At 42.4% G+C, this 18840-nt stretch carries 23 protein-coding genes, 1 riboswitch and 1 other annotated feature (1 of these 25 only partly in view); of the genes, 18 read left to right on the top strand and 5 right to left on the bottom strand.

Features of this window, described 5'->3' with window-relative positions; translation table 11 throughout:
- Nucleotides 1-25: a sequence feature (ribosomal protein L21 leader region), on the top strand (it extends 49 nt beyond the left edge of the window).
- A gap of 12 nt (nt 26-37) precedes the next feature.
- From rplU to pheA, 7 genes are all read left to right on the top strand, one after another.
- Nucleotides 38-346 carry a 50S ribosomal protein L21 gene (rplU, locus tag NST09_RS12740; protein WP_003216781.1) on the top strand — a complete coding sequence of 103 codons (309 nt, stop codon included), beginning with the start codon at nt 38-40 and terminating at the stop codon, nt 344-346.
- 14 nt (nt 347-360) lie between these two features.
- Nucleotides 361-699, top strand: coding sequence for a ribosomal-processing cysteine protease Prp (locus NST09_RS12735; RefSeq protein ID WP_007501524.1), 339 nt, complete (start codon nt 361-363; stop codon nt 697-699).
- A 12-nt stretch (nt 700-711) separates the two neighbouring features.
- The gene (gene rpmA, locus NST09_RS12730) at nt 712-996 is read left to right on the top strand and encodes a 50S ribosomal protein L27 (RefSeq protein WP_003216586.1); all 285 of its coding nucleotides are present in this window, start codon (nt 712-714) and stop codon (nt 994-996) included.
- A gap of 277 nt (nt 997-1273) precedes the next feature.
- Nucleotides 1274-1867, top strand: a complete 594-nt coding sequence (locus NST09_RS12725) for a sporulation initiation phosphotransferase B (RefSeq protein ID WP_007501522.1) — start codon at nt 1274-1276, stop codon at nt 1865-1867.
- Between the two features lie 21 nt (nt 1868-1888).
- Nucleotides 1889-3175, top strand: coding sequence for a GTPase ObgE (obgE, locus tag NST09_RS12720; protein ID WP_007501521.1), 1287 nt, complete (start codon nt 1889-1891; stop codon nt 3173-3175).
- A 55-nt stretch (nt 3176-3230) separates the two neighbouring features.
- Nucleotides 3231-3674, top strand: coding sequence for an ACT domain-containing protein (locus tag NST09_RS12715; RefSeq protein WP_008342790.1), 444 nt, complete (start codon nt 3231-3233; stop codon nt 3672-3674).
- Between the two features lie 18 nt (nt 3675-3692).
- Complete coding sequence (gene pheA / locus NST09_RS12710; protein ID WP_017358133.1) at nt 3693-4571, top strand: prephenate dehydratase; 879 nt, start codon at nt 3693-3695, stop codon at nt 4569-4571.
- Nucleotides 4572-4595: 24 nt separating this feature from the next.
- On the opposite strand, the gene NST09_RS12705 is transcribed toward pheA, so the two are convergent.
- Nucleotides 4596-5135 carry a transcription repressor NadR gene (locus tag NST09_RS12705; protein ID WP_048001815.1) on the bottom strand — a complete coding sequence of 180 codons (540 nt, stop codon included), beginning with the start codon at nt 5133-5135 and terminating at the stop codon, nt 4596-4598.
- A 3-nt stretch (nt 5136-5138) separates the two neighbouring features.
- Nucleotides 5139-6287, bottom strand: a complete 1149-nt coding sequence (locus NST09_RS12700; RefSeq protein ID WP_048001814.1) for an IscS subfamily cysteine desulfurase — start codon at nt 6285-6287, stop codon at nt 5139-5141.
- A 92-nt stretch (nt 6288-6379) separates the two neighbouring features.
- Between NST09_RS12700 and nadB the strand changes: the two genes are divergently transcribed.
- The 5 genes from nadB to NST09_RS12675 all read left to right on the top strand — a co-directional run bounded on the left by nadB (nt 6380) and on the right by NST09_RS12675 (nt 11992).
- Nucleotides 6380-7951 (top strand): L-aspartate oxidase, encoded by a 1572-nt coding sequence (gene nadB / locus NST09_RS12695; protein ID WP_080987806.1) that lies wholly within the window; start codon nt 6380-6382, stop codon nt 7949-7951.
- On the top strand, nt 7933-8796 hold the full coding sequence (gene nadC, locus NST09_RS12690; RefSeq protein ID WP_129547746.1) for a carboxylating nicotinate-nucleotide diphosphorylase: 864 nt from the start codon (nt 7933-7935) through the stop codon (nt 8794-8796). Before nadB ends, nadC begins: the two co-directional genes overlap by 19 nt.
- On the top strand, nt 8783-9892 hold the full coding sequence (gene nadA, locus NST09_RS12685; protein WP_017367719.1) for a quinolinate synthase NadA: 1110 nt from the start codon (nt 8783-8785) through the stop codon (nt 9890-9892). Before nadC ends, nadA begins: the two co-directional genes overlap by 14 nt.
- 131 nt (nt 9893-10023) lie before the next feature.
- Nucleotides 10024-11238: a SafA/ExsA family spore coat assembly protein gene (safA, locus tag NST09_RS12680; protein WP_046344121.1), complete on the top strand. Its 1215-nt coding sequence runs from the start codon at nt 10024-10026 to the stop codon at nt 11236-11238.
- A 133-nt stretch (nt 11239-11371) separates the two neighbouring features.
- The gene (locus tag NST09_RS12675; RefSeq protein WP_017367717.1) at nt 11372-11992 is read left to right on the top strand and encodes a YhcN/YlaJ family sporulation lipoprotein; all 621 of its coding nucleotides are present in this window, start codon (nt 11372-11374) and stop codon (nt 11990-11992) included.
- A gap of 46 nt (nt 11993-12038) precedes the next feature.
- Here NST09_RS12675 and NST09_RS12670 read toward each other — a convergent pair whose 3' ends face one another.
- Nucleotides 12039-12671: a LysE family transporter gene (locus NST09_RS12670; RefSeq protein ID WP_008342767.1), complete on the bottom strand. Its 633-nt coding sequence runs from the start codon at nt 12669-12671 to the stop codon at nt 12039-12041.
- A 238-nt stretch (nt 12672-12909) separates the two neighbouring features.
- Nucleotides 12910-13019, top strand: a riboswitch (TPP riboswitch).
- Nucleotides 13020-13145: 126 nt separating this feature from the next.
- Between NST09_RS12670 and thiC the strand changes: the two genes are divergently transcribed.
- Entirely contained in the window at nt 13146-14906 is a 1761-nt protein-coding gene (gene thiC / locus NST09_RS12665; RefSeq protein WP_046527136.1) for a phosphomethylpyrimidine synthase ThiC, read from the top strand.
- Nucleotides 14907-14936: 30 nt separating this feature from the next.
- Here the strand turns inward: thiC and NST09_RS12660 are convergent, their stop codons facing one another.
- Complete coding sequence (locus tag NST09_RS12660) at nt 14937-15086, bottom strand: hypothetical protein (RefSeq protein ID WP_164704278.1); 150 nt, start codon at nt 15084-15086, stop codon at nt 14937-14939.
- 192 nt (nt 15087-15278) lie between these two features.
- On the opposite strand from NST09_RS12660, the gene NST09_RS12655 reads away from it, so the two are divergent.
- Complete coding sequence (locus NST09_RS12655; RefSeq protein ID WP_008342761.1) at nt 15279-15461, top strand: hypothetical protein; 183 nt, start codon at nt 15279-15281, stop codon at nt 15459-15461.
- 32 nt (nt 15462-15493) lie between these two features.
- On the opposite strand, the gene NST09_RS12650 is transcribed toward NST09_RS12655, so the two are convergent.
- Nucleotides 15494-16138, bottom strand: a complete 645-nt coding sequence (locus NST09_RS12650) for a serine/threonine protein kinase (protein ID WP_048001811.1) — start codon at nt 16136-16138, stop codon at nt 15494-15496.
- A 238-nt stretch (nt 16139-16376) separates the two neighbouring features.
- Between NST09_RS12650 and NST09_RS12645 the strand changes: the two genes are divergently transcribed.
- The 4 genes from NST09_RS12645 (at nt 16377) to NST09_RS12630 (ending at nt 18839) form a co-directional block, all read left to right on the top strand.
- Nucleotides 16377-16877, top strand: coding sequence for an intercompartmental signaling factor BofC (locus NST09_RS12645; RefSeq protein ID WP_272754185.1), 501 nt, complete (start codon nt 16377-16379; stop codon nt 16875-16877).
- Between the two features lie 147 nt (nt 16878-17024).
- A complete protein-coding gene (gene ruvA, locus NST09_RS12640) occupies nt 17025-17630 on the top strand; it encodes a Holliday junction branch migration protein RuvA (protein ID WP_017358123.1) in 606 nt (201 codons plus the stop codon).
- An 11-nt stretch (nt 17631-17641) separates the two neighbouring features.
- The gene (ruvB, locus tag NST09_RS12635) at nt 17642-18646 is read left to right on the top strand and encodes a Holliday junction branch migration DNA helicase RuvB (protein ID WP_007501501.1); all 1005 of its coding nucleotides are present in this window, start codon (nt 17642-17644) and stop codon (nt 18644-18646) included.
- Nucleotides 18639-18839: a DUF2905 domain-containing protein gene (locus tag NST09_RS12630; protein WP_008342752.1), complete on the top strand. Its 201-nt coding sequence runs from the start codon at nt 18639-18641 to the stop codon at nt 18837-18839. The genes ruvB and NST09_RS12630 overlap by 8 nt, the downstream gene beginning before the upstream one ends.
- Nucleotide 18840 lies beyond the last annotated feature (1 nt).

Genomic DNA, 18840 nt, shown 5'->3' with positions numbered 1-18840 from the left:
GTATTCGGCGAGTCTGAGTTTATTAGGAGGTGCAGAGATGTACGCAATTATCGAAACTGGTGGTAAACAAGTAAAAGTTGAAGAAGGTCAAACTGTTTATGTTGAAAAACTAGCTGCTGAAGCAGGTGAAACAGTTACTTTCGAAAACGTATTGTTTGTCGGCGGAGACACTGTCAAAGTGGGTAACCCTTCAGTTGCTGGAGCAACAGTAACGGCTAAAGTTGAAAAACAAGGTCGCGGTAAAAAAATTACTGTGTTCAAGTACAAACCGAAGAAAAACAACCACAAGAAACAAGGTCATCGTCAACCTTACACTAAAGTTGTTATCGAAAAAATCAACGCTTAAGGCGTGTGAGTGATATGATCAAAGCAACCATTACTCGGTCGCCAGCAGATGAAAGCATTACGTCTTTTCAGATGACTGGACATGCCGAGTTTGCTGAAAAAGGTCAGGATCTCGTTTGTGCAGGTGTATCTGCTGTTGTTTTCGGGTCAGTCAATTCAATTATTGCACTGACAGGAATGGATCCACTACTTGATATTGGAGATGAAGGCGGGTATTTCTCTTTTGAACTGCCAGCTGATACAGATCCAGTCACCTTTGAAAAAGCCCAGTTGCTTTTAGAAGGCATGGTCGTTTCCTTAGAAACAATTGAACGAGATTATCACGATTATGTGAGAATATCTACAAAAAAATAGGAGGTGAACTTCATGCTTAGATTAGATCTTCAATTTTTCGCATCTAAAAAAGGGGTAGGTTCTACAAAGAACGGACGTGACTCTGAGTCTAAACGTTTAGGCGCTAAACGTGCTGATGGTCAATTCGTAACTGGTGGTTCTATCCTTTATCGTCAACGTGGAACGAAAATCTATCCAGGTGAAAACGTTGGACGCGGAGGCGACGACACTCTTTTCGCTAAAATCGACGGAACAGTTAAATTCGAACGTTTCGGTCGTGACCGTAAAAAAGTGAGCGTATATCCTGCGGCACAATAATTGCTAAAAACTCCGGTCATTGACTGGAGTTTTTTTCACTATTCAGGGAGCTTTTGCGCTTTTTACAAGTAGTACCGAAGATGATAAAAGAAGATGCACTCCATAAATATCAAAGAATGTTTGCTGACTTTGCCTCATTTTCTCCTATACGATCAGAAAAAACAACCTTTCCTCACATAACTAGTGTTTTTCTAAGCTGTCTTCTCTGTTATAATTCAGGGAGACATATTGATGATAAGACTCCTAAAAGAGAGACCAAACGATTGGGAGTGCGATAATGGAAGAGATACCAAGTAAACAAAACGAAAAATTAACTCACGTTGCATTAACGAATGAATTGATCCATCTGCTTAGTCGTTCAAGACACGACTGGATGAATAAATTGCAGTTAATCAAAGGCAACTTGACATTAGAAAAATATGACCGAGTGTTCGAAATAATAGAAGAAATGGTCATTGAAGCACAGCATGAATCCAAACTCTCAAATTTAAAAATTCCCCAATTGGCCTATTACTTTCTAACCTTTAATTGGGAGTCGCATTTTATCACCCTAGAATATGAAGTGCTTGGTGAAACCCGAGACTTATCAGCATATGAATCGCAGCTGCTAACGGTATCACGGGAGTTGTTTTCGATATTCGATCAATCAGTTTGCCAAAAAACTGAAAATCATTTAACGGTCACTTTCCAAACGGATCATGAAGAGAATGATGTGATCTTATATTTTGATTTCAAAGGAAAATTAACAAGTTTGGATGCGTTAAATGCGTTTCATGACGCAAACTATCCATGTATGAGTATAACGCAATTTCATGTGACGAATCATGAGTCCATGATTGAGCTTTGTTTGAGGCAAGAACGAGATATGTGATGCAGAGAAACGGAGGAAGTTATGTTTGTAGATCAGGTTAAAGTGTATGTTAAAGGCGGTGACGGCGGAAACGGTATGGTGGCGTTCCGTCGTGAAAAATATGTGCCAAAAGGCGGGCCAGCTGGCGGCGACGGCGGAAATGGTGCAGATGTAGTATTTGAAGTAGACGAAGGACTTAGAACGTTAATGGACTTTCGTTATAAGCGTCATTTCAAGGCGGACCGCGGCGAGCATGGAATGAGTAAAAACCAGCATGGCCGAAATGCGGAAGAAATGATTGTTAAAGTTCCGCCTGGTACAGTTGTGACAGATGCCGAGACGGAACAAGTGCTAGCTGACTTGACAGAGCATGGACAGCGGGCTGTGATTGCCAAAGGCGGACGTGGCGGACGTGGAAATTCACGCTTCGCAACACCAGCAAACCCTGCACCACAGCTGTCTGAAAACGGTGAGCCAGGTAAAGAACGTGACGTCATCTTAGAATTAAAAGTACTTGCAGATGTTGGACTTGTTGGTTTCCCAAGTGTCGGGAAGTCAACGCTGCTTTCGATTGTCTCTTCTGCGAAACCAAAAATTGCGGATTATCATTTTACAACGCTTGTGCCAAACCTCGGAGTTGTTGAAACAGACGATAACCGAAGCTTTGTCATGGCGGATCTGCCAGGACTGATCGAAGGAGCGCACGAAGGTGTTGGCTTAGGTCATCAATTTTTACGCCACATTGAACGTACACGTGTCATTGTCCATGTCATTGATATGTCTGGACTTGAAGGGCGTGACCCATACGAAGATTACGTGACGATTAACGAAGAGCTTGAGCAATACAATATGAGATTGACAGAGCGTCCGCAAATCATTGTAGCGAACAAAATGGACATGCCGGATGCAGCTGACAATCTAGCGGCATTTAAAGAAAAATTAACAGATGACTATAAAGTGTTCCCAATTAGTGCGATCACAAGAGAGGGGCTTCGTGAGCTCTTATTTGAAATCGCCAATCAGCTTGAAACAACACCAGAATTCCCGCTCTACAATGAAGAAGAGCTCTCTGATAACCGTGTGATGTACAAGTTTGATGAAGGAGAAGCAGCATTTGAGATCTCAAGAGATCCTGATGGTACGTTTGTCTTAACTGGTAAAGCACTTGAGCGACTGTTTAAGATGACAGATTTCTCAAGAGACGAGTCAGTGAAACGATTCTCTAGACAGCTGCGCGGAATGGGCGTTGATGATGCCCTGCGTGAACGTGGTGCAAAAGATGGAGACATCATTCGTCTGCTTGAATTTGAATTTGAATTTATCGATTGATCAAAAGGAGGGTCCAGTTCATGGGCTCTCCCGTTTTTAAAAGGGGAGAAAACAGGTGAAAGAAGAAACGTTCTATTTAGTAAGAGAGGATGTACTTCCGGATGCGATGCGAAAAACGCTTGAAGTCAAAAAGCTTCTCGATCGCAAAAAAGCGGATTCAGTTGCCGATGCTGTTCAAAAAGCGGATTTAAGCCGCAGTGCTTTTTATAAATATCGAGATGCTGTTTTTCCATTTTATACAATGGTCAAAGAGCAGATCATCACATTGTTTTTCCACCTGGAGGATCGGTCTGGGGCTTTGTCTAGGCTGCTGCAAATTGTGGCTGACTCTGGCTGTAATGTGTTATCCATTCACCAAACGATTCCGCTGCAAGGAAGAGCGAATGTCACCCTGTCGATCAGTACGGCCGGCATGGCAGATGATATCAATACAGTCATGAATCAATTAAGAAAACTTGAATTTGTCGAAAAAGTTGAAATTCTAGGTTCTGGGGCGTAAAAGGAGAGATCATAGCAGATGAAGCAATTAACGGTAGGTTACTTTGGACCAGAGGCCACATTTACTCATTTGGCTGTCTGTTCTTGTTTTCCAAAAGATGCAGAGCAGCGGGCTTATGCAACCATTCCGCAATGTATGGATGCCGTGTCAAAGGGAGAAGTAGATTTGGCGGTCGTTCCACTTGAAAATGCACTCGAAGGATCTGTGAACTTAACGATTGATTATTTAATTCATGAGGACGCTTTGTCCATTGTGGGCGAAATGACAGCACCGATTCGCCAGCACCTGCTTGTCCATCCATCGAGAGCGGAGAGCTGGGAGACATTAGATGTGATTCAGTCACATCCGCACGCCATTGCGCAGTGTCATCAATTTTTGAAGAGACAGTTTCCTAATATCCCGCATCGGCCAGTGGAATCAACAGGCTATGCAGCGAAATACATCAGTGAGCATCCAGATGAAGCTGTTGGTGCGATTGCGAATGAAATCGCCGCAAAAACGTACGGATTGACGATTGCGAAAAAAGACATTCATGATTATCCGCACAATCATACACGTTTTGTCATTTTACATAAAGAGGCGAAGGCATCGTTCCCAATGAATTCTGGTTTTTCTTCAAAGCCAAAAACGACCATTGTTGTCAGCCTGCCAAAGGATGATCAGTCAGGTGCATTGCACCGTGTGTTATCAGCTTTTTCATGGCGGAATCTCAATTTGTCCAAAATTGAATCGCGTCCGACAAAAACAGGCCTTGGACACTATTTATTTATCATTGATATCGAAAAAGAGATGGATGATGTACTTGTCCCTGGCGCCATTCAAGAATTAGAAGCAATTGGCTGTGAAGTGAAACTACTCGGCAGCTATCAAACATATGAATTAACGAATGAAAAATAGTGTCCTCTTGGGGACACTATTTTTTTAGTCTTTAATGAGAAATCCAGCGTCATCAAGCGCTTGAATGGCTTGGTCAAGCTGCTTTTGGCTGTATGAAGTAAGGGTATGTAAGTGTACGCCGTCTGTCAGCTCTGATAAGTAGGAGGCGCCCGTATTAGAAATATGATGAACGAAGTCAGCCACTTGTTTGCGCGTACTCACTCGAATAGAGGCCGTCAGCTCCCCGTAGACAGGGTGCTCAATGATCACGTCTTTCACCGTTACACCGTAGTCTACAATCAGTGTCAGCTCCTCTTCTGTACGATGAGGATCGTGCTTGCAAGCGATAATCTGTTCAATTTCAGTTTCCGGTGTATGCTGCGCCATATACACATAGCCTTGGCTTGTGGCAATAATGGGTTCGTTTTTTGCTTTGAGTAATGAAATATCTTGTACAATGACTTGTCGTGAGACAGCGGCTTTTTTAGCTAAAAAACTTCCGGTGAGTGGTGTATCAGTCTCTTGTAGCCACTTTAAAATGGCGTTTCTTCTATCTTCGCCAATGAGTTTTCTCTCTTGTTCCACGTTTTATGCTCCTTTCTTCTCCTTTTGCAAGCTCTCAAATGTATGCAAAAGCTGATCGATGTCATCCTTTGATGATCCTCGTCCAAATGATAGTCGAATGAATTGAAGGGCATCACGATCTGATACATGTAATGCCTTCACAGCAGGGGAAGGGTGGTGATAACCAGAAGCGCACGCACTTCCTGTGGATATACAAATCCCATGCCGGTTACAAGCTAACATTACATATTGTCCTTCAAACCCTTCAAAAAAACAACCAATAATATGAGGCAGCGTGCGGCGCTGGTCACTTTCTTGCAGCATGCGGACAGGCAGCTGCCTTTTTTTTAGCTGCTGAAGAAAATAATCACGAAGCTGAATATCTAGCTGTTGCTGTTGATCTATTTTCAGCATGATTTGCTCGCTTGCGGCTACAAAAGCACCGATGCATGGCACGTTCACTGTCCCTGGGCGTAGACCATTTTCCTGAACAGTATCTTGATATATAGGCTTCCAAGGGACATGTGCCCCCATATAGACAGCACCGGCGCCCTTAGGTGCATACACTTTATGACTCGAAATGGAGAGGGCATCAACCCCTAGTTCTTTAATCGACACATGCATTTTTCCGAATGTTTGCACTGCATCTGTATGAAAAAGAATGTCTCTTTCTTTTAAGAGCGTTGCTAATTCAGCTAATGGCTGAATAATCCCAGTTTCTGAGTTGGCATGCTGGATGGATACTAGTCCGGTTTCAGGCAATAGAGCCTGTTTGAGAATCTCCTTTGTGATAATTCCTTCTTGATTCGGTTCTATGACCGTCACCTTCACACCGAGACGCTGCAAGGCATTGACCGCATGATGAACAGAAGGGTGCTCTACTGATGTGGTAATGACATGCTGTTTATGTGGAGGTAGCCCATTTATGATCGATTGAATCGCAAGGATATTGGATTCAGTTCCGCCACTTGTAAAGTAAATACTATCAGGTTCGCCCCCTAGAATCGCTGCAAGTGATTGTCTGCTGTAAGCCAAGATTTCATTTGCTCTTCCTCCTGCATCATGCAGGCTGCTCGCATTTCCGTAACATTCTTTGCTCAACTGCTGAAATACATGCAGTGATTCCTCAGAAACAGGTGTAGAAGCTGCATAATCTAAATAAATCAAATCCATCCATCTCCTGTGTGAAAATTTTTTCTTGTATTTATTGTAGTGTTGTGTAATGATATGTGTCAAGACAGGTGTAAATGACAGGAGGGGCGATTGTGTCATCTATCAAAAAAGTCATTGTGGTGGGGTCGGGCATTGCGGCTCTTTCCTTTGTGAATACGATCTCAGAGAACTGCCAAGTCATCATGATGACAAAAAAACAATTTTCCTCTAGTAATTCCATGCTCGCACAAGGGGGAATCGCTGCAGCCTTTTCCGCACATGATTCTGTCGATCAGCATGTGCAAGACACTTTAGCTGCGGGGTGTGGTCACAATGATGACAAAACTGTACAGGAGATCGTCCGTCATGGAAAAGATCTTGTAAAGAAGCTCGTAGAAGAGGGCTGCCCATTTGATCGAGATGAAACGGGAATTCCGCAGTTAGGTAAAGAGGGAGCCCATACGACCCATCGTATTCTGCATGCAGGAGGAGATCAAACGGGAAAAACCCTCGTGCAGTTTTTGAAAGGGAAGCTCGGCTCACACATTCATGTATACGAAAATCATCATGTCATGGATCTATTAGTTCATGAAGGGGTATGTACCGGTGTTGTGTGGAAAGACGAAAAAGGTCATGTACATACAATGACCGCGGATGCAGTTGTATTATCCACTGGCGGCTGTGGATCCTTATATGAAACAAACACAAATGATCCGTCTGTGACAGGAGATGGTCTGATGATGGCCTATCGCGCAGGGGCACAGCTAGTAGATCTCGAATTTGTGCAATTCCATCCGACCCTTTTGACCACTTCAGGTAAAGCGATCGGTCTCGTATCAGAGGCAGTCAGGGGAGAGGGCGCCTATTTAGAAGATGAATCAGGCAGGCGGATCATGAAAGGAATCCACCCGCAGAGCGATTTAGCGCCTAGAGATGTGGTGGCAAGGACCATTTTCCATGAGCAGCAACTCGGTCATTCCATTTATCTTAACATCCGTGATATTCCGCATTTTTCTGCACGTTTTCCTGCGATTGCTTCGATGTGTCAGCGTGCGGGAGTTGATATGGCAAGCGGAAGGCTGCCAGTTTCACCCGGTATGCACTTTTTAATGGGTGGAATTAAGGTGAATGAACATGGAGAAACAACTGTTCCATCACTTTTCGCCATTGGTGAAGCAGCTTGTACAGGTTTACACGGCGCCAATCGACTGGCAAGTAATTCGCTCTTAGAAGGTCTCGTTTTAGGAAACAAGGCGGCACGGTATGTTGAGCGGTTGCAAGCCCAGCAAGATAAAAACCCTGCTCTTTCCATTCAAGAAGTATGGTCTGTCCCAACGGTGTCACAGGCTCAGCTCAGAAAATGGATGACAGCATATGCCGCAATTGTGAGAGATGAGAAAGGCTTACAGACTTTGCTCGATCATTTAGAACAAGTCTCTTTTCAGCAAATTAATGTGAAAAATATCACAAATGAACAGATCGAAATAACTAATCAATGGGCTTTAGCCATATGCCTTATCAAATCCGCATTACTCAGAACAGAAAGTAGGGGCGGTCATTATCGCATCGATTATCCAAATCGGCACGATGCTTCGTGGCGAGCAAAACAGATTGTACATGAACAGGGCCATATTTATACCGTAAAAAATGAAAGGATTGGTGCCAAATGGAACGTTTACAGTTAAAGCAAATGCTCACTCATTTTTTAAAAGAAGATATTGGGTTTGGAGATGTATCCGCTGATGCCATCTTTGGAGACAAGAAAGGAACAGCTTACATCATGGCGAAACAATCAGGCGTATTGGCCGGGACACAAGTCATTGATATGGGATACAAACTGCTGAATGAACAAGTTCAAACTGAGCTGTTTTTCCAGGAAGGTGATTGGATTCATGAAGGGGCTGTACTGGCACAAATAACAGGCCCCGTCAACGACTTGCTGAAAGGGGAGCGGGTGGTGTTGAATATCCTACAAAGAATGACAGGGATTGCTACACTAACGCATGAAGCATTAGAGCGATTAGCTGATCCATCTATTACGATTTGTGATACGAGAAAGACGACACCCGGTTTGCGCATGCTGGAGAAGTACGCAGTAAAAGTCGGAGGCGGAAAGAATCATCGTTTCGGCTTATCCGATGGTGTGATGATTAAAGATAATCATATTGCGGCTTGTGGTTCTATCAGGGAAGCTGTGGAGAAAGCAAGAGCATACGCCGGTCATATGGTGAAAATTGAAGTGGAAATTGAATCAGAAGCACAGCTGATGGAAGCCATTGATGCCAAAGCAGATGTCATCATGTTTGACAACTGCTCTCCAGACGAAGTGAAGCGCTTTAAACAAATGACCCCTGAAACCATATTGACAGAGGCATCAGGCGGCATCACGTTAGAGAATGTGGCTAACTACCGGGGGACAGGTGTAGACCTTATTTCACTTGGATTCCTTACACATTCTGCTCCATCATTCGATTTTAGTATGAATATGGAATTCAGCCATAAAGGGGGAACGACTCATGTCCATGCTTGATGTGTTAGCAGCACAGCATACAGCCATGATGCCAGATGAATATAAACAGCGCTCTTATGATGAAATGAAAGAGAGAGTATTAGAGATTAAAAGCGCTTTTGGATCAAAGCTTTTTATACCGGGTCATCATTATCAAAAAGATGAAGTCATCCAATTTGCTGATGTGACAGGTGATTCATTGCAGCTTGCACAAATTGCTGCTGACAATCACGAAGCAGAATACATTGTATTTTGCGGGGTTCATTTTATGGCAGAAACGGCCGATATGCTATCAAAAAAGAATCAGCACGTCTTTTTGCCAGATATGAGAGCAGGTTGTTCAATGGCAGATATGGCGAATATGAAACAAACAGACAGGGCGTGGGATCAGCTCACTGAGCTGTTTGGAGATACGATCCTTCCGCTGACTTATGTAAACTCAACGGCTGATATTAAAGCATTTGTCGGCAAACATGGCGGATCGACTGTCACATCTTCAAACGCTAAAAAAGTATTGGAGTGGGCGCTGACCCAAAAAGAGCGAATTCTTTTTCTTCCTGATCAGCATTTAGGGCGTAACACAGCCTATGATTTAGGGATTCCGCTAGAGGAAATGGCTGTCTGGGATCAAATAGAAGAAAAGCTCATCACCGACCAACCGCTTCATCGAATCAAAATGATTTTATGGAAAGGTCATTGCTCTGTTCATGAGAAATTTACCATTGAGAATATTGAACAAACGAGAAAACGTGACCGTGACATACAGATTCTTGTTCATCCAGAGTGTACGCATGAAGTCGTAAAGGCTTCTGATCTAGCTGGTTCAACGAAATTTATTATTGATACGATCAAGCAGGCACCAGCAGGAAGTAAGTGGGCCATTGGAACAGAAATGAATTTAGTGAAACGCATCATTGACCAGCACCCTGACAAACAAATCGAATCCCTCAATCCAGATATGTGTCCATGTTTGACAATGAACCGTATTGATCTGCCTCATCTACTATGGTCACTTGAAAGCATTGAAAAAGGGGAGCCGGTCGGTTTGATTCAAGTGAATGAAGAGACGACAAAAGAGGCATTGCTCGCTTTAAATAAGATGCTCACCATTAAATAATGAAGTGTCCCCTCCTATCAGAAAACAAGTTTTTATCATATTGGCTTGTAAATAGGCATAAATTTATGTTGAAACATATTGTACTTCTGACATAACCGCTACGTTCACGTTTTGCATAGGAGGGGAAAACGTTGAAAATTCATATTGTGCAAAAAGGAGACTCCCTTTGGAAAATTTCAAAGAAGTACGGAGTCGACTTTCAAGAATTGAAAAAATTAAATTCGCAGCTCAGTAATCCAGATTTGATTATGCCAGGAATGAAAATCAAAATTCCATCTAGTGGTGTTCCTGTCAAAACCGATCATCACAAAGCAAAAGAAATGCCAAAAGCAAAAGAAATGCCAAAAGCAAAAGAACACCCGTATGTAAAAGAAAAGCCAAAGGATGTCGTGCAAGTTCAAGATACGAAGCCGAAGGAAAAGCCGAATGAACCGGTACCTTATGTGCCACCAGTACCAAAGATTGAACAGCCAGTTTTTCCACAAGTTGATGTAAACTATTATCAGACGAATCTCTACCAGCCATTCACGCCTCCTCCCAAAAAAGAACATCATGAGAAAAAAGATCACGTTCATGATAAGAAAGATCATGTTCATGAGAAAAAGGATCATAAAGATCACAAGGACCATTTTCATCATGAAAATAAGGATCATTTCAAAGATGAAGTGGCAAAGGGATATGATCCATTCATTCATATCCCACATCAAAAAGAGGAGGGAAAAGAAATGGAGCATAGTAATTACCCAAACCTTCCTAATTTCCCGCAAATGCCGAATGTTGGAGGGGCAGCAGTAGGGGGCATGGCTGAAAATAAAGAGCATCACCACCATCATCAAGAGTCATATGATCCTTATTATGGTTATGGTCATTACATGCCAGCAATGTATCCATATCCGCAGCAAATGGTACCCGCTTCTCCTATTTTACCGGGATCAGGCCTTTGTTATCCGGTACAGCCGTATTATCACCATCACATGATGCCGTACCCTTACCCGGCGGCTCAGCCGTATTATCCTGCGTATCAAGCACCGGCTTATTATGGTGAAAATCATGAGCATCATGCAAACGACGGGCATCACTGGCACCACCATATGCATCCAAATGCAGGCGCGAATGTGAATGCCAATGTCAATCAAGGCTTTTATCCAAACGCTCCAAATGAAGCATATGGCAAGGAAGACTGCGGATGCGATGATGGTATGAAGCATCATCAACCATGGCCTGGACATTATCCAAACCCTGTTCCATATGGTCAAATGGGTGCTTATCCAGCACAGCCTTATATGCAGCAGCCTTATCAAAACCCATCTGTTTTTGCAAGACCAGAAGAAGACGAAGAAGATTAATGACACAAGGGACGATCTCAATCGTTCCTTTTTTTGTTTATAACTGACAGCTTGTTTTTGTCCTCAACTGTACATGCTAAAACAGAGCCTGTTTTGCGCTCATGAGATTCAATTTGTACAGGGGGTTTTTCGTTTGAGACAAAAATGGCAAAAAACAATCGCCTTAGTGCTTCTACCTATTGGATTAACGGCATGTGGTACAAATAACAATGCGGGTGTAGATACACGTCATAATCAATCAGGCCAGCCAGTTGGATACCACTCCAATCAACAGGCAACAGACAACAACCAAGATCATCAAGGACCGGTTTCTGAGCTTATGGAGGGAATGAACGGAAGAAATACAACGAATGTTGATTATCGTTCACGCCCTACACAGGATCAAGTGAGAATGCCACTTACTGGTGGAGATGGACGCTACAGTCATGGAGATATGAACTATCATAACCAAATGTCGTTCTCTGGCTACGATAAACAAGAGAACATCCAGCGTTCAAGAAAAATCGCCAACCGAGTGAACAAAATGAACCATGTGACAGACTCACAAGTCATGGTGACGGATGAAAATGTGTATATTGCTCTTAAAACAGATGGGCGCTTGACATCAGAGGGTGTATCACAAGTAGAAGAAGCAGCGACTCGTTATGCAGATGGAAGAGCTGTCCAAGTCATTAAAGACGAAGGCGCATTTACACGCTTCAGAGATATGAGAAAAACGCAATTTGAAACAGGTCAGACAGGCATGACCCGATAGGCTGGAATAAAAAAGGCTAAAGTTCATAACGAACTTTAGCCTTTCTTTAAAAATAAACTTTGATCCCGATATAAAATTCATAAAAGAAATAACAGCCAAATCCAAGTAATAAAATACCGGCAATAATGGAAGTCCACTTAATCATTGTTCGATTCATCACTTTTCTTGTTAGGGAAACAATCGTGAGAAGACCGATGTCATGAAGAAGAATCCCTGCCAAAATACCCGCAGCAGCCAATATAAATTCAGATGAATTTGTATTCGTATAAGCATCTGCCAGTACAGCACCAAACACAGATACCCAGAACACAAGGTTTCCAGGTGATACCGCGACGAGCAGCCCATTTCGGTATGTTTTAGCGAATGATTTATTCACTTTTTCTCCTGCTAAATGGATGTCTTGATCCGCATTTTTAATCGAATCGTAGGCAAGAATCATTAAAAAGATGGCACCGATCAGCCAGAGCGGAATTTGGATAAAGGGCAAAGATAAAAATTGAGCAAATCCAGCATATAAAGCCAAGATGAGCAATATATCGATGGTCATACCACCAGCGCCTACAGTTAATCCATGAAAGAATCCGTTTTTTAATCCCTGCTTTGTCATTTCAACCGTGATCGCTCCAACAGGTAGAGCAATTGAGAATCCAACGACGATAAATGTAAGAAATGTTTGCAATCGACTAGAACTTCCTTTGATTCATGTTTGTATAAAAATTCTCCGTTTAGATTAATTATACATACTAGGAGAAAAGGATCAATGATTATTTCTGATTTAATCGAAATGAGAGAGATAGATCGTGTATAGAAAGATGTATATCGTGAAGATCGTGTATTCATTGTAGGGGAAAGGAACTATTTTCCTGAAACTTCTTTTTTTCATTTCTCAGCTATGCTACACTGTTGTGGAAATCAATATAAGTGACTAGGGGTGCCCGGAAATGCGGGCTGAGAGAGAAGACAAGCTTCTTAACCCTTTGGACCTGATCTGGCTCGTACCAGCGTGGGGAAGTTGAAGATGATACATGTGCCATATGAATGGCATACATGTTTTTTTCTGACGACGAAACCAGGTTCTTTACATAGAATCTGGTTTTTTGCTGGTGCTGATTCCATCCTGACCGGTCACACGAAAAGAAGGAGAGAACAGCAAATGAATGAAAAGACAAATGTTCCATCAACGCAATCTTTATTATCAAACTTTGAAGGCAGTCGAAAGGTATATGAACAAGGCTCGAGACCTGACATTTTGGTGCCAAAAAGAGAAATCGTGCTCACAAATACAGTGACACAAGCAGGTGATATCGAAAATGAACCGATTCGTGTGTACGATACAAGTGGACCGTATACAGATGAGGAGGCTCATATTGATGTCACAAAGGGATTAAAGCGCCTGAGATCAGTATGGATTAAAGAAAGAGAAGATACTGAAAGCTATGAAGGGCGTCAAGTAAAGCCAGAAGATAATGGATATCGCTTGAATGGGAAAGAATCCTTTCAAGCTGCCCAGACAGATTTTCATCATATACCGCTCCGCGGGAAACAAGGTGCTTGTGTGACGCAAATGCATTATGCAAAAAAGGGGATCATTACGCCTGAAATGGAGTTTATCGCTTTGAGAGAACAGCTAAGTCCTGAGTTTGTTAGAGAGGAAGTGGCTAGTGGAAGAGCGGTCATTCCAGCGAATATCAACCATCCTGAAAGTGAGCCGATGATCATCGGAAAGAATTTTCACGTGAAAATTAATGCGAATATTGGCAATTCAGCTGTGACGTCGTCCATTGAAGAAGAGGTGGAGAAGATGACATGGGCAATTAGATGGGGGGCAGATACGATGATGGACCTGTCTACAGGAAAGGACATTCATACAACGAGAGAATGGATTATCCGCAATTGCCCAGTCCCAGTAGGAACGGTCCCAATTTATCAGGCACTTGAAAAAGTGAATGGAATCGCAGAAAATTTGACGTGGGAAGTATACCGAGACACATTAATTGAACAGGCAGAGCAAGGGGTTGACTACTTCACCATTCATGCGGGCGTCCTGTTAAGGTATATTCCGCTCACAGTCGACCGTGTCACAGGAATTGTTTCAAGAGGCGGAGCCATTATGGCAAGATGGTGTCTCGCTCATCATCAAGAGAACTTTCTGTATACCCATTTTGAAGAAATTTGTGAAATCATGAAAACGTATGACATTGCCTTTTCGCTTGGGGACGGGCTCAGACCTGGATCCATTGCGGACGCAAATGACGAAGCGCAGTTTGCAGAGCTGGAAACGTTAGGGGAATTGACAGAGATCGCTTGGAAACATGATGTACAGGTCATGATTGAAGGACCTGGTCATGTTCCAATGGATAAAATCAAAGAGAATGTCGATAAGCAGATGGAGATATGCAAAGAGGCACCTTTTTATACATTAGGTCCTCTAACAACAGATATTGCACCGGGATATGATCATATTACATCTGCGATCGGTGCGGCGATGATCGGCTGGTACGGAACAGCCATGCTGTGCTATGTGACACCAAAAGAGCATTTAGGTCTGCCGAACAAAGAAGATGTAAGAGAAGGCGTCATCGCTTATAAAATTGCTGCACATGCAGCTGATGTAGCAAAAGGACATCCTGCTGCTCAAAAGCGTGATGATGCCTTATCAAAAGCGAGATTTGAATTCAGATGGCGGGATCAATTTCACCTGTCACTTGACCCAGAACGAGCGCTGGCATTCCATGATGAAACATTGCCTGCTGAAGGTGCTAAAACTGCTCATTTTTGTTCCATGTGTGGACCAAAGTTTTGCAGTATGAAAATATCCCATGACATCCGCAACCAATCAGAAGAAGTGAAAAGAGAGATGGAGAAGAAGGCAAAAGAGTTTATCAATCAAGGCAGCCAAATCTATCAATCCTAAAAAAACCTCGCACTCCTCTAGTGCGGGGTTTTATAAAACGGCTGAAATGGCTTTTCTTACGAGGTGCAAAAATGCTCTTACTGCAATCGCCATCGTTTCAACACTTGGGATGAAGGCATCTGTTAAATGAAATAGAACTGTTTGTCTCTCTGGAGATATTCGTTTTTTCTTTTGTTTCATAAAGACAGCCTCCTTTTCATTCAATATACTTCTTTTGAAGCGTATCTAGATAGATATGTTGTGCGAATTTAAACAAAATTTAAACTTCTTGTGTTTAGAAGGAAAGAAGCAGGGGAAACGGATTGAATAGAGAATGAATGAAAAGAGCTGACCGATTCGGTTAGTGAACAAGACAGAGTGGAAGGTGATCTTATGATGAAAGTATTTAAGGTAACATTTCATATGAACAATGGGGAAGTGCTCGATTTCGAGCTGAAACGTCCAGCTACCTATGATGTGTATAAAAAAATTGAGGAAGCCAATCATTGGTTTAAGCTGAATAATGAAATCATTAACCTATTAAATGTGAATAGTATCCATGTAGAAACAGAATAAAACAGAAAGCCGCTCGAAAAGAGCGGCTTTCATTATGCAGTAAAATCATTTCGATTGTTCAGCTGACTTCGAGACAGCCAGTTTTTCTTATACAAATAGGCAATCACTTCAAGCCATAGACGCGGCGCTTTTTTAGGGAAAAAAGGTTTTTGATAATAGGTGTATGCAGCTTTTAAATCATCCCATTGATGACATGTTTTCGTTTGCGTGAAGCGGGCGACGTCAATGACCCTGACGCGGCCATCCTTTGTTAAAATTAAATTTCGCAGATGAATATCAGAAGGATTTAAACCTTTCGCGCGTGCTTCTTCTAGCGCATCATCTACTTGTTCAATCATTTGTTTTTTGATCGGAATTCCTTTTGTCAGGCATTCATAGAAAGTATAACCTTTAATATATTCCATTAAAATATATTGATCTCCAGACTCGTAAATTTCAGGATAATAGGAGGAGCCGGAAAGTTTTTCATAAATTGCAGCCTCTTTGCGGGCGATGTTTCGATAAGAAGGAAAAAAGACTTTTAACGCCATTTTTTTGCCGTCTTTTTTGTATGAAAATACATAGGCACTTCTTCCTTTGCCGCACAGCTCAAGCTCAGCCGGTTTAAAGACGAGCTTATTAAAACGCTTTTCTTCTTGATACTGAATCGATTCGGCTAATCTTTTGACATCTGACATTGACTTCACCTTCTTTGGTTTCAGTTTATGCGGCTGAAAAACGAATGATGAAAAAACCATGTGATTCGGTAGAGCAATGGATTGTATAAAACATAACATTTACGCACGAAGGATACAACGAAAGACGCTCAATATGTGTCAAGACATCGATTTGGTTAATGTTTAGCAAAATGGGTCAAACTACATATGTCATGCATCGATCTTATGTTCTAAAGAGGTGTAAATAGTGAAAGTGAAGATGAAATATTTCGTTACAGGACTTATCATGACAAGTGTACTCTTTTTCTCTGTTGATATGGAAGCAGCAGAACACTTGCAAAAAGAGTCAAAAACCATCAACGTTCAGCTTGAAAAGGTCTATCTAGACGGCGATGTAAGTATTGAAAGACAGCGGGCATCATTAGAAGACAAAGACACATTTTGGGCCCAGTATAAGGGCTGGACATTGGTAGAACAGCGAGAGGATTTTGCCCTTTTTAGAAAGCAAATTGACGATATATCGCCTTTGAGTAAAGCAAATGGATATATCGGATTATCAGAAGACGGCGTGATTTCTACGTTTCATGGAAGGCCTGACGGGTGGGCGGAGCCTATTCATCTCTTTTTTCAAATTGATACGTCCCGCTTGGAAAGTCATGTAGAGCAGCAGCTTGCACAAGGCATTCCGTTTCGAACAAAAGATGAATTTGAGCATGTGCTTGAAGTCATGAAACCTTACCGAAATGAACAATCGTTTTAATCGTATGACAGCTTGCTGGTGTGAAGACCGCAAGCTCTTTTTCATGGGTTGACGATGAAAAAAGGCTGAGCGAACGTATGTTAACTTTTATTACGGTTTTCTCTTCGATTTATGTTACAATGGAGAACAGTCAAAGAGGTGAAAACGGTGATAGAGTTTGTAAAAGGGACCATTGATTATGTGTGCCCGCAATATGTTGTCATTGAAAACGGCGGAGTGGGCTATCAAGTCTATACCCCAAATCCGTTTATCTATCGAGTAACAAAACAAGAAACGATTTATACGTATCATTACATAAAGGAAGACGCTTTTTCGTTATATGGATTCCAAACACGAGAAGAAAAAGCGTTGTTCACAAAACTGTTAAATGTCACAGGGATTGGACCGAAGGGTGCGCTTGCGATTCTTGCTTCCGGTGACCCTGGCGCTGTCATTTCAGCGATCGAACGAGAGGATGAAGCTTTCCTCATTAAATTCCCGGGTGTTGGCAAAAAAACAGCACGTCAGATCATTCTAGATCTGAAAGGGAAGCTCGCAGATGTGGTGCCTGAAATGATAGGAAACTTATTTAACCACGAGGATCATATCCAGATTGAAACGCAGCAAAGCGCTTTAGATGAAGCGGTTGAAGCCTTAAGTGTCCTTGGGTATGGTGATCGTGAAATCAAAAAGGTTCTTCCTTTATTAAAAGAAGAGAAGAATCTTACAACCGATCAATATGTGAAAAAAGCTTTACAAAAAATGTTGAAATAGGGTGATGTCTCATGGATGAACGGCTCGTCTCAACTGAAGCAGACAACCATGAATCAGCCATTGAGCAAAGTCTGCGTCCACAGACGCTTAGTCAATATATTGGCCAGCAGAAAGTAAAGGATAATCTCAGCGTATTTATTGAAGCTGCCCGAATGAGGCAGGAAACGCTGGATCACGTTCTTTTATATGGACCGCCGGGACTTGGAAAAACAACGCTTGCGTCGATCATTGCCAATGAAATGAATGTTCAGCTGCGTACAACGTCTGGACCAGCGATTGAACGCCCTGGCGATTTGGCGGCGATCTTAACATCTCTTGAACCTGGCGATGTTCTGTTTATTGATGAAATTCATCGCTTGCAGCGTTCAATAGAGGAAGTGCTATATCCAGCGATGGAGGACTTTTGTCTAGATATCGTGATTGGAAAAGGAGATACAGCACGCTCTGTGCGGCTTGATTTACCGCCATTTACGCTTGTAGGTGCTACAACCCGTGTTGGGCTTTTAACAGCGCCGCTTCGTGATAGGTTTGGGGTTCATGCAAGATTGGAATACTATGAGCAAAGAGATTTGGCTCACATTGTAGCAAGAACAGCCGAGCTGTTTGAGATTGGGATCGACATTCGTTCAGCTGAAGAGATTGCAAGAAGATCTAGAGGCACACCGAGGGTCGCCAATCGTCTGCTCAGAAGAGTGAGAGATTTTGCGCAGGTGCTTGGAAATCATGCGATCACACAAGACATTGCAGAAGATGCTCTTGAGCGTCTGCAAGTTGACAGACTCGGACTTGATCATATCGATCATAAGCTGCTTTTAAGTATGATTGAAAAATTTAGAGGCGGTCCTGTTGGACTTGATACGATCTCAGCGACAATTGGAGAAGAATCACATACGATTGAAGATGTGTACGAACCGTATTTACTGCAAATTGGTTTTCTGCAAAGAACACCAAGAGGGCGGGTCGTCACAAGAGAAGCGTATGAACATTTTCATATGGAGGTTCCGATTCGTGACTGAATTCCCTAAAATGTTGATGATTTTAGGTGGTGTCCTTTTTGCCGCAGGTTTAGTGTTTCAATTGGTTGGGAAACTTCCAGGCGATATTTTCGTGAAAAAAGGGAACGTAACGTTCTTTTTTCCTGTGATTACATGCATTGTCATTAGCATCGTCCTAACCATTTTACTCAATGTCTTCGGACGGATGAAATAAC

The sequence above is a fragment of the Bacillus sp. FSL W7-1346 genome, assembly GCF_038593335.1.
Classification (GTDB): domain Bacteria; phylum Bacillota; class Bacilli; order Bacillales; family Bacillaceae; genus Bacillus; species Bacillus altitudinis.
The sequence above is the reverse complement of the archived record's forward strand: the minus strand, read 5'-3'. Positions and strand labels throughout refer to the sequence as shown.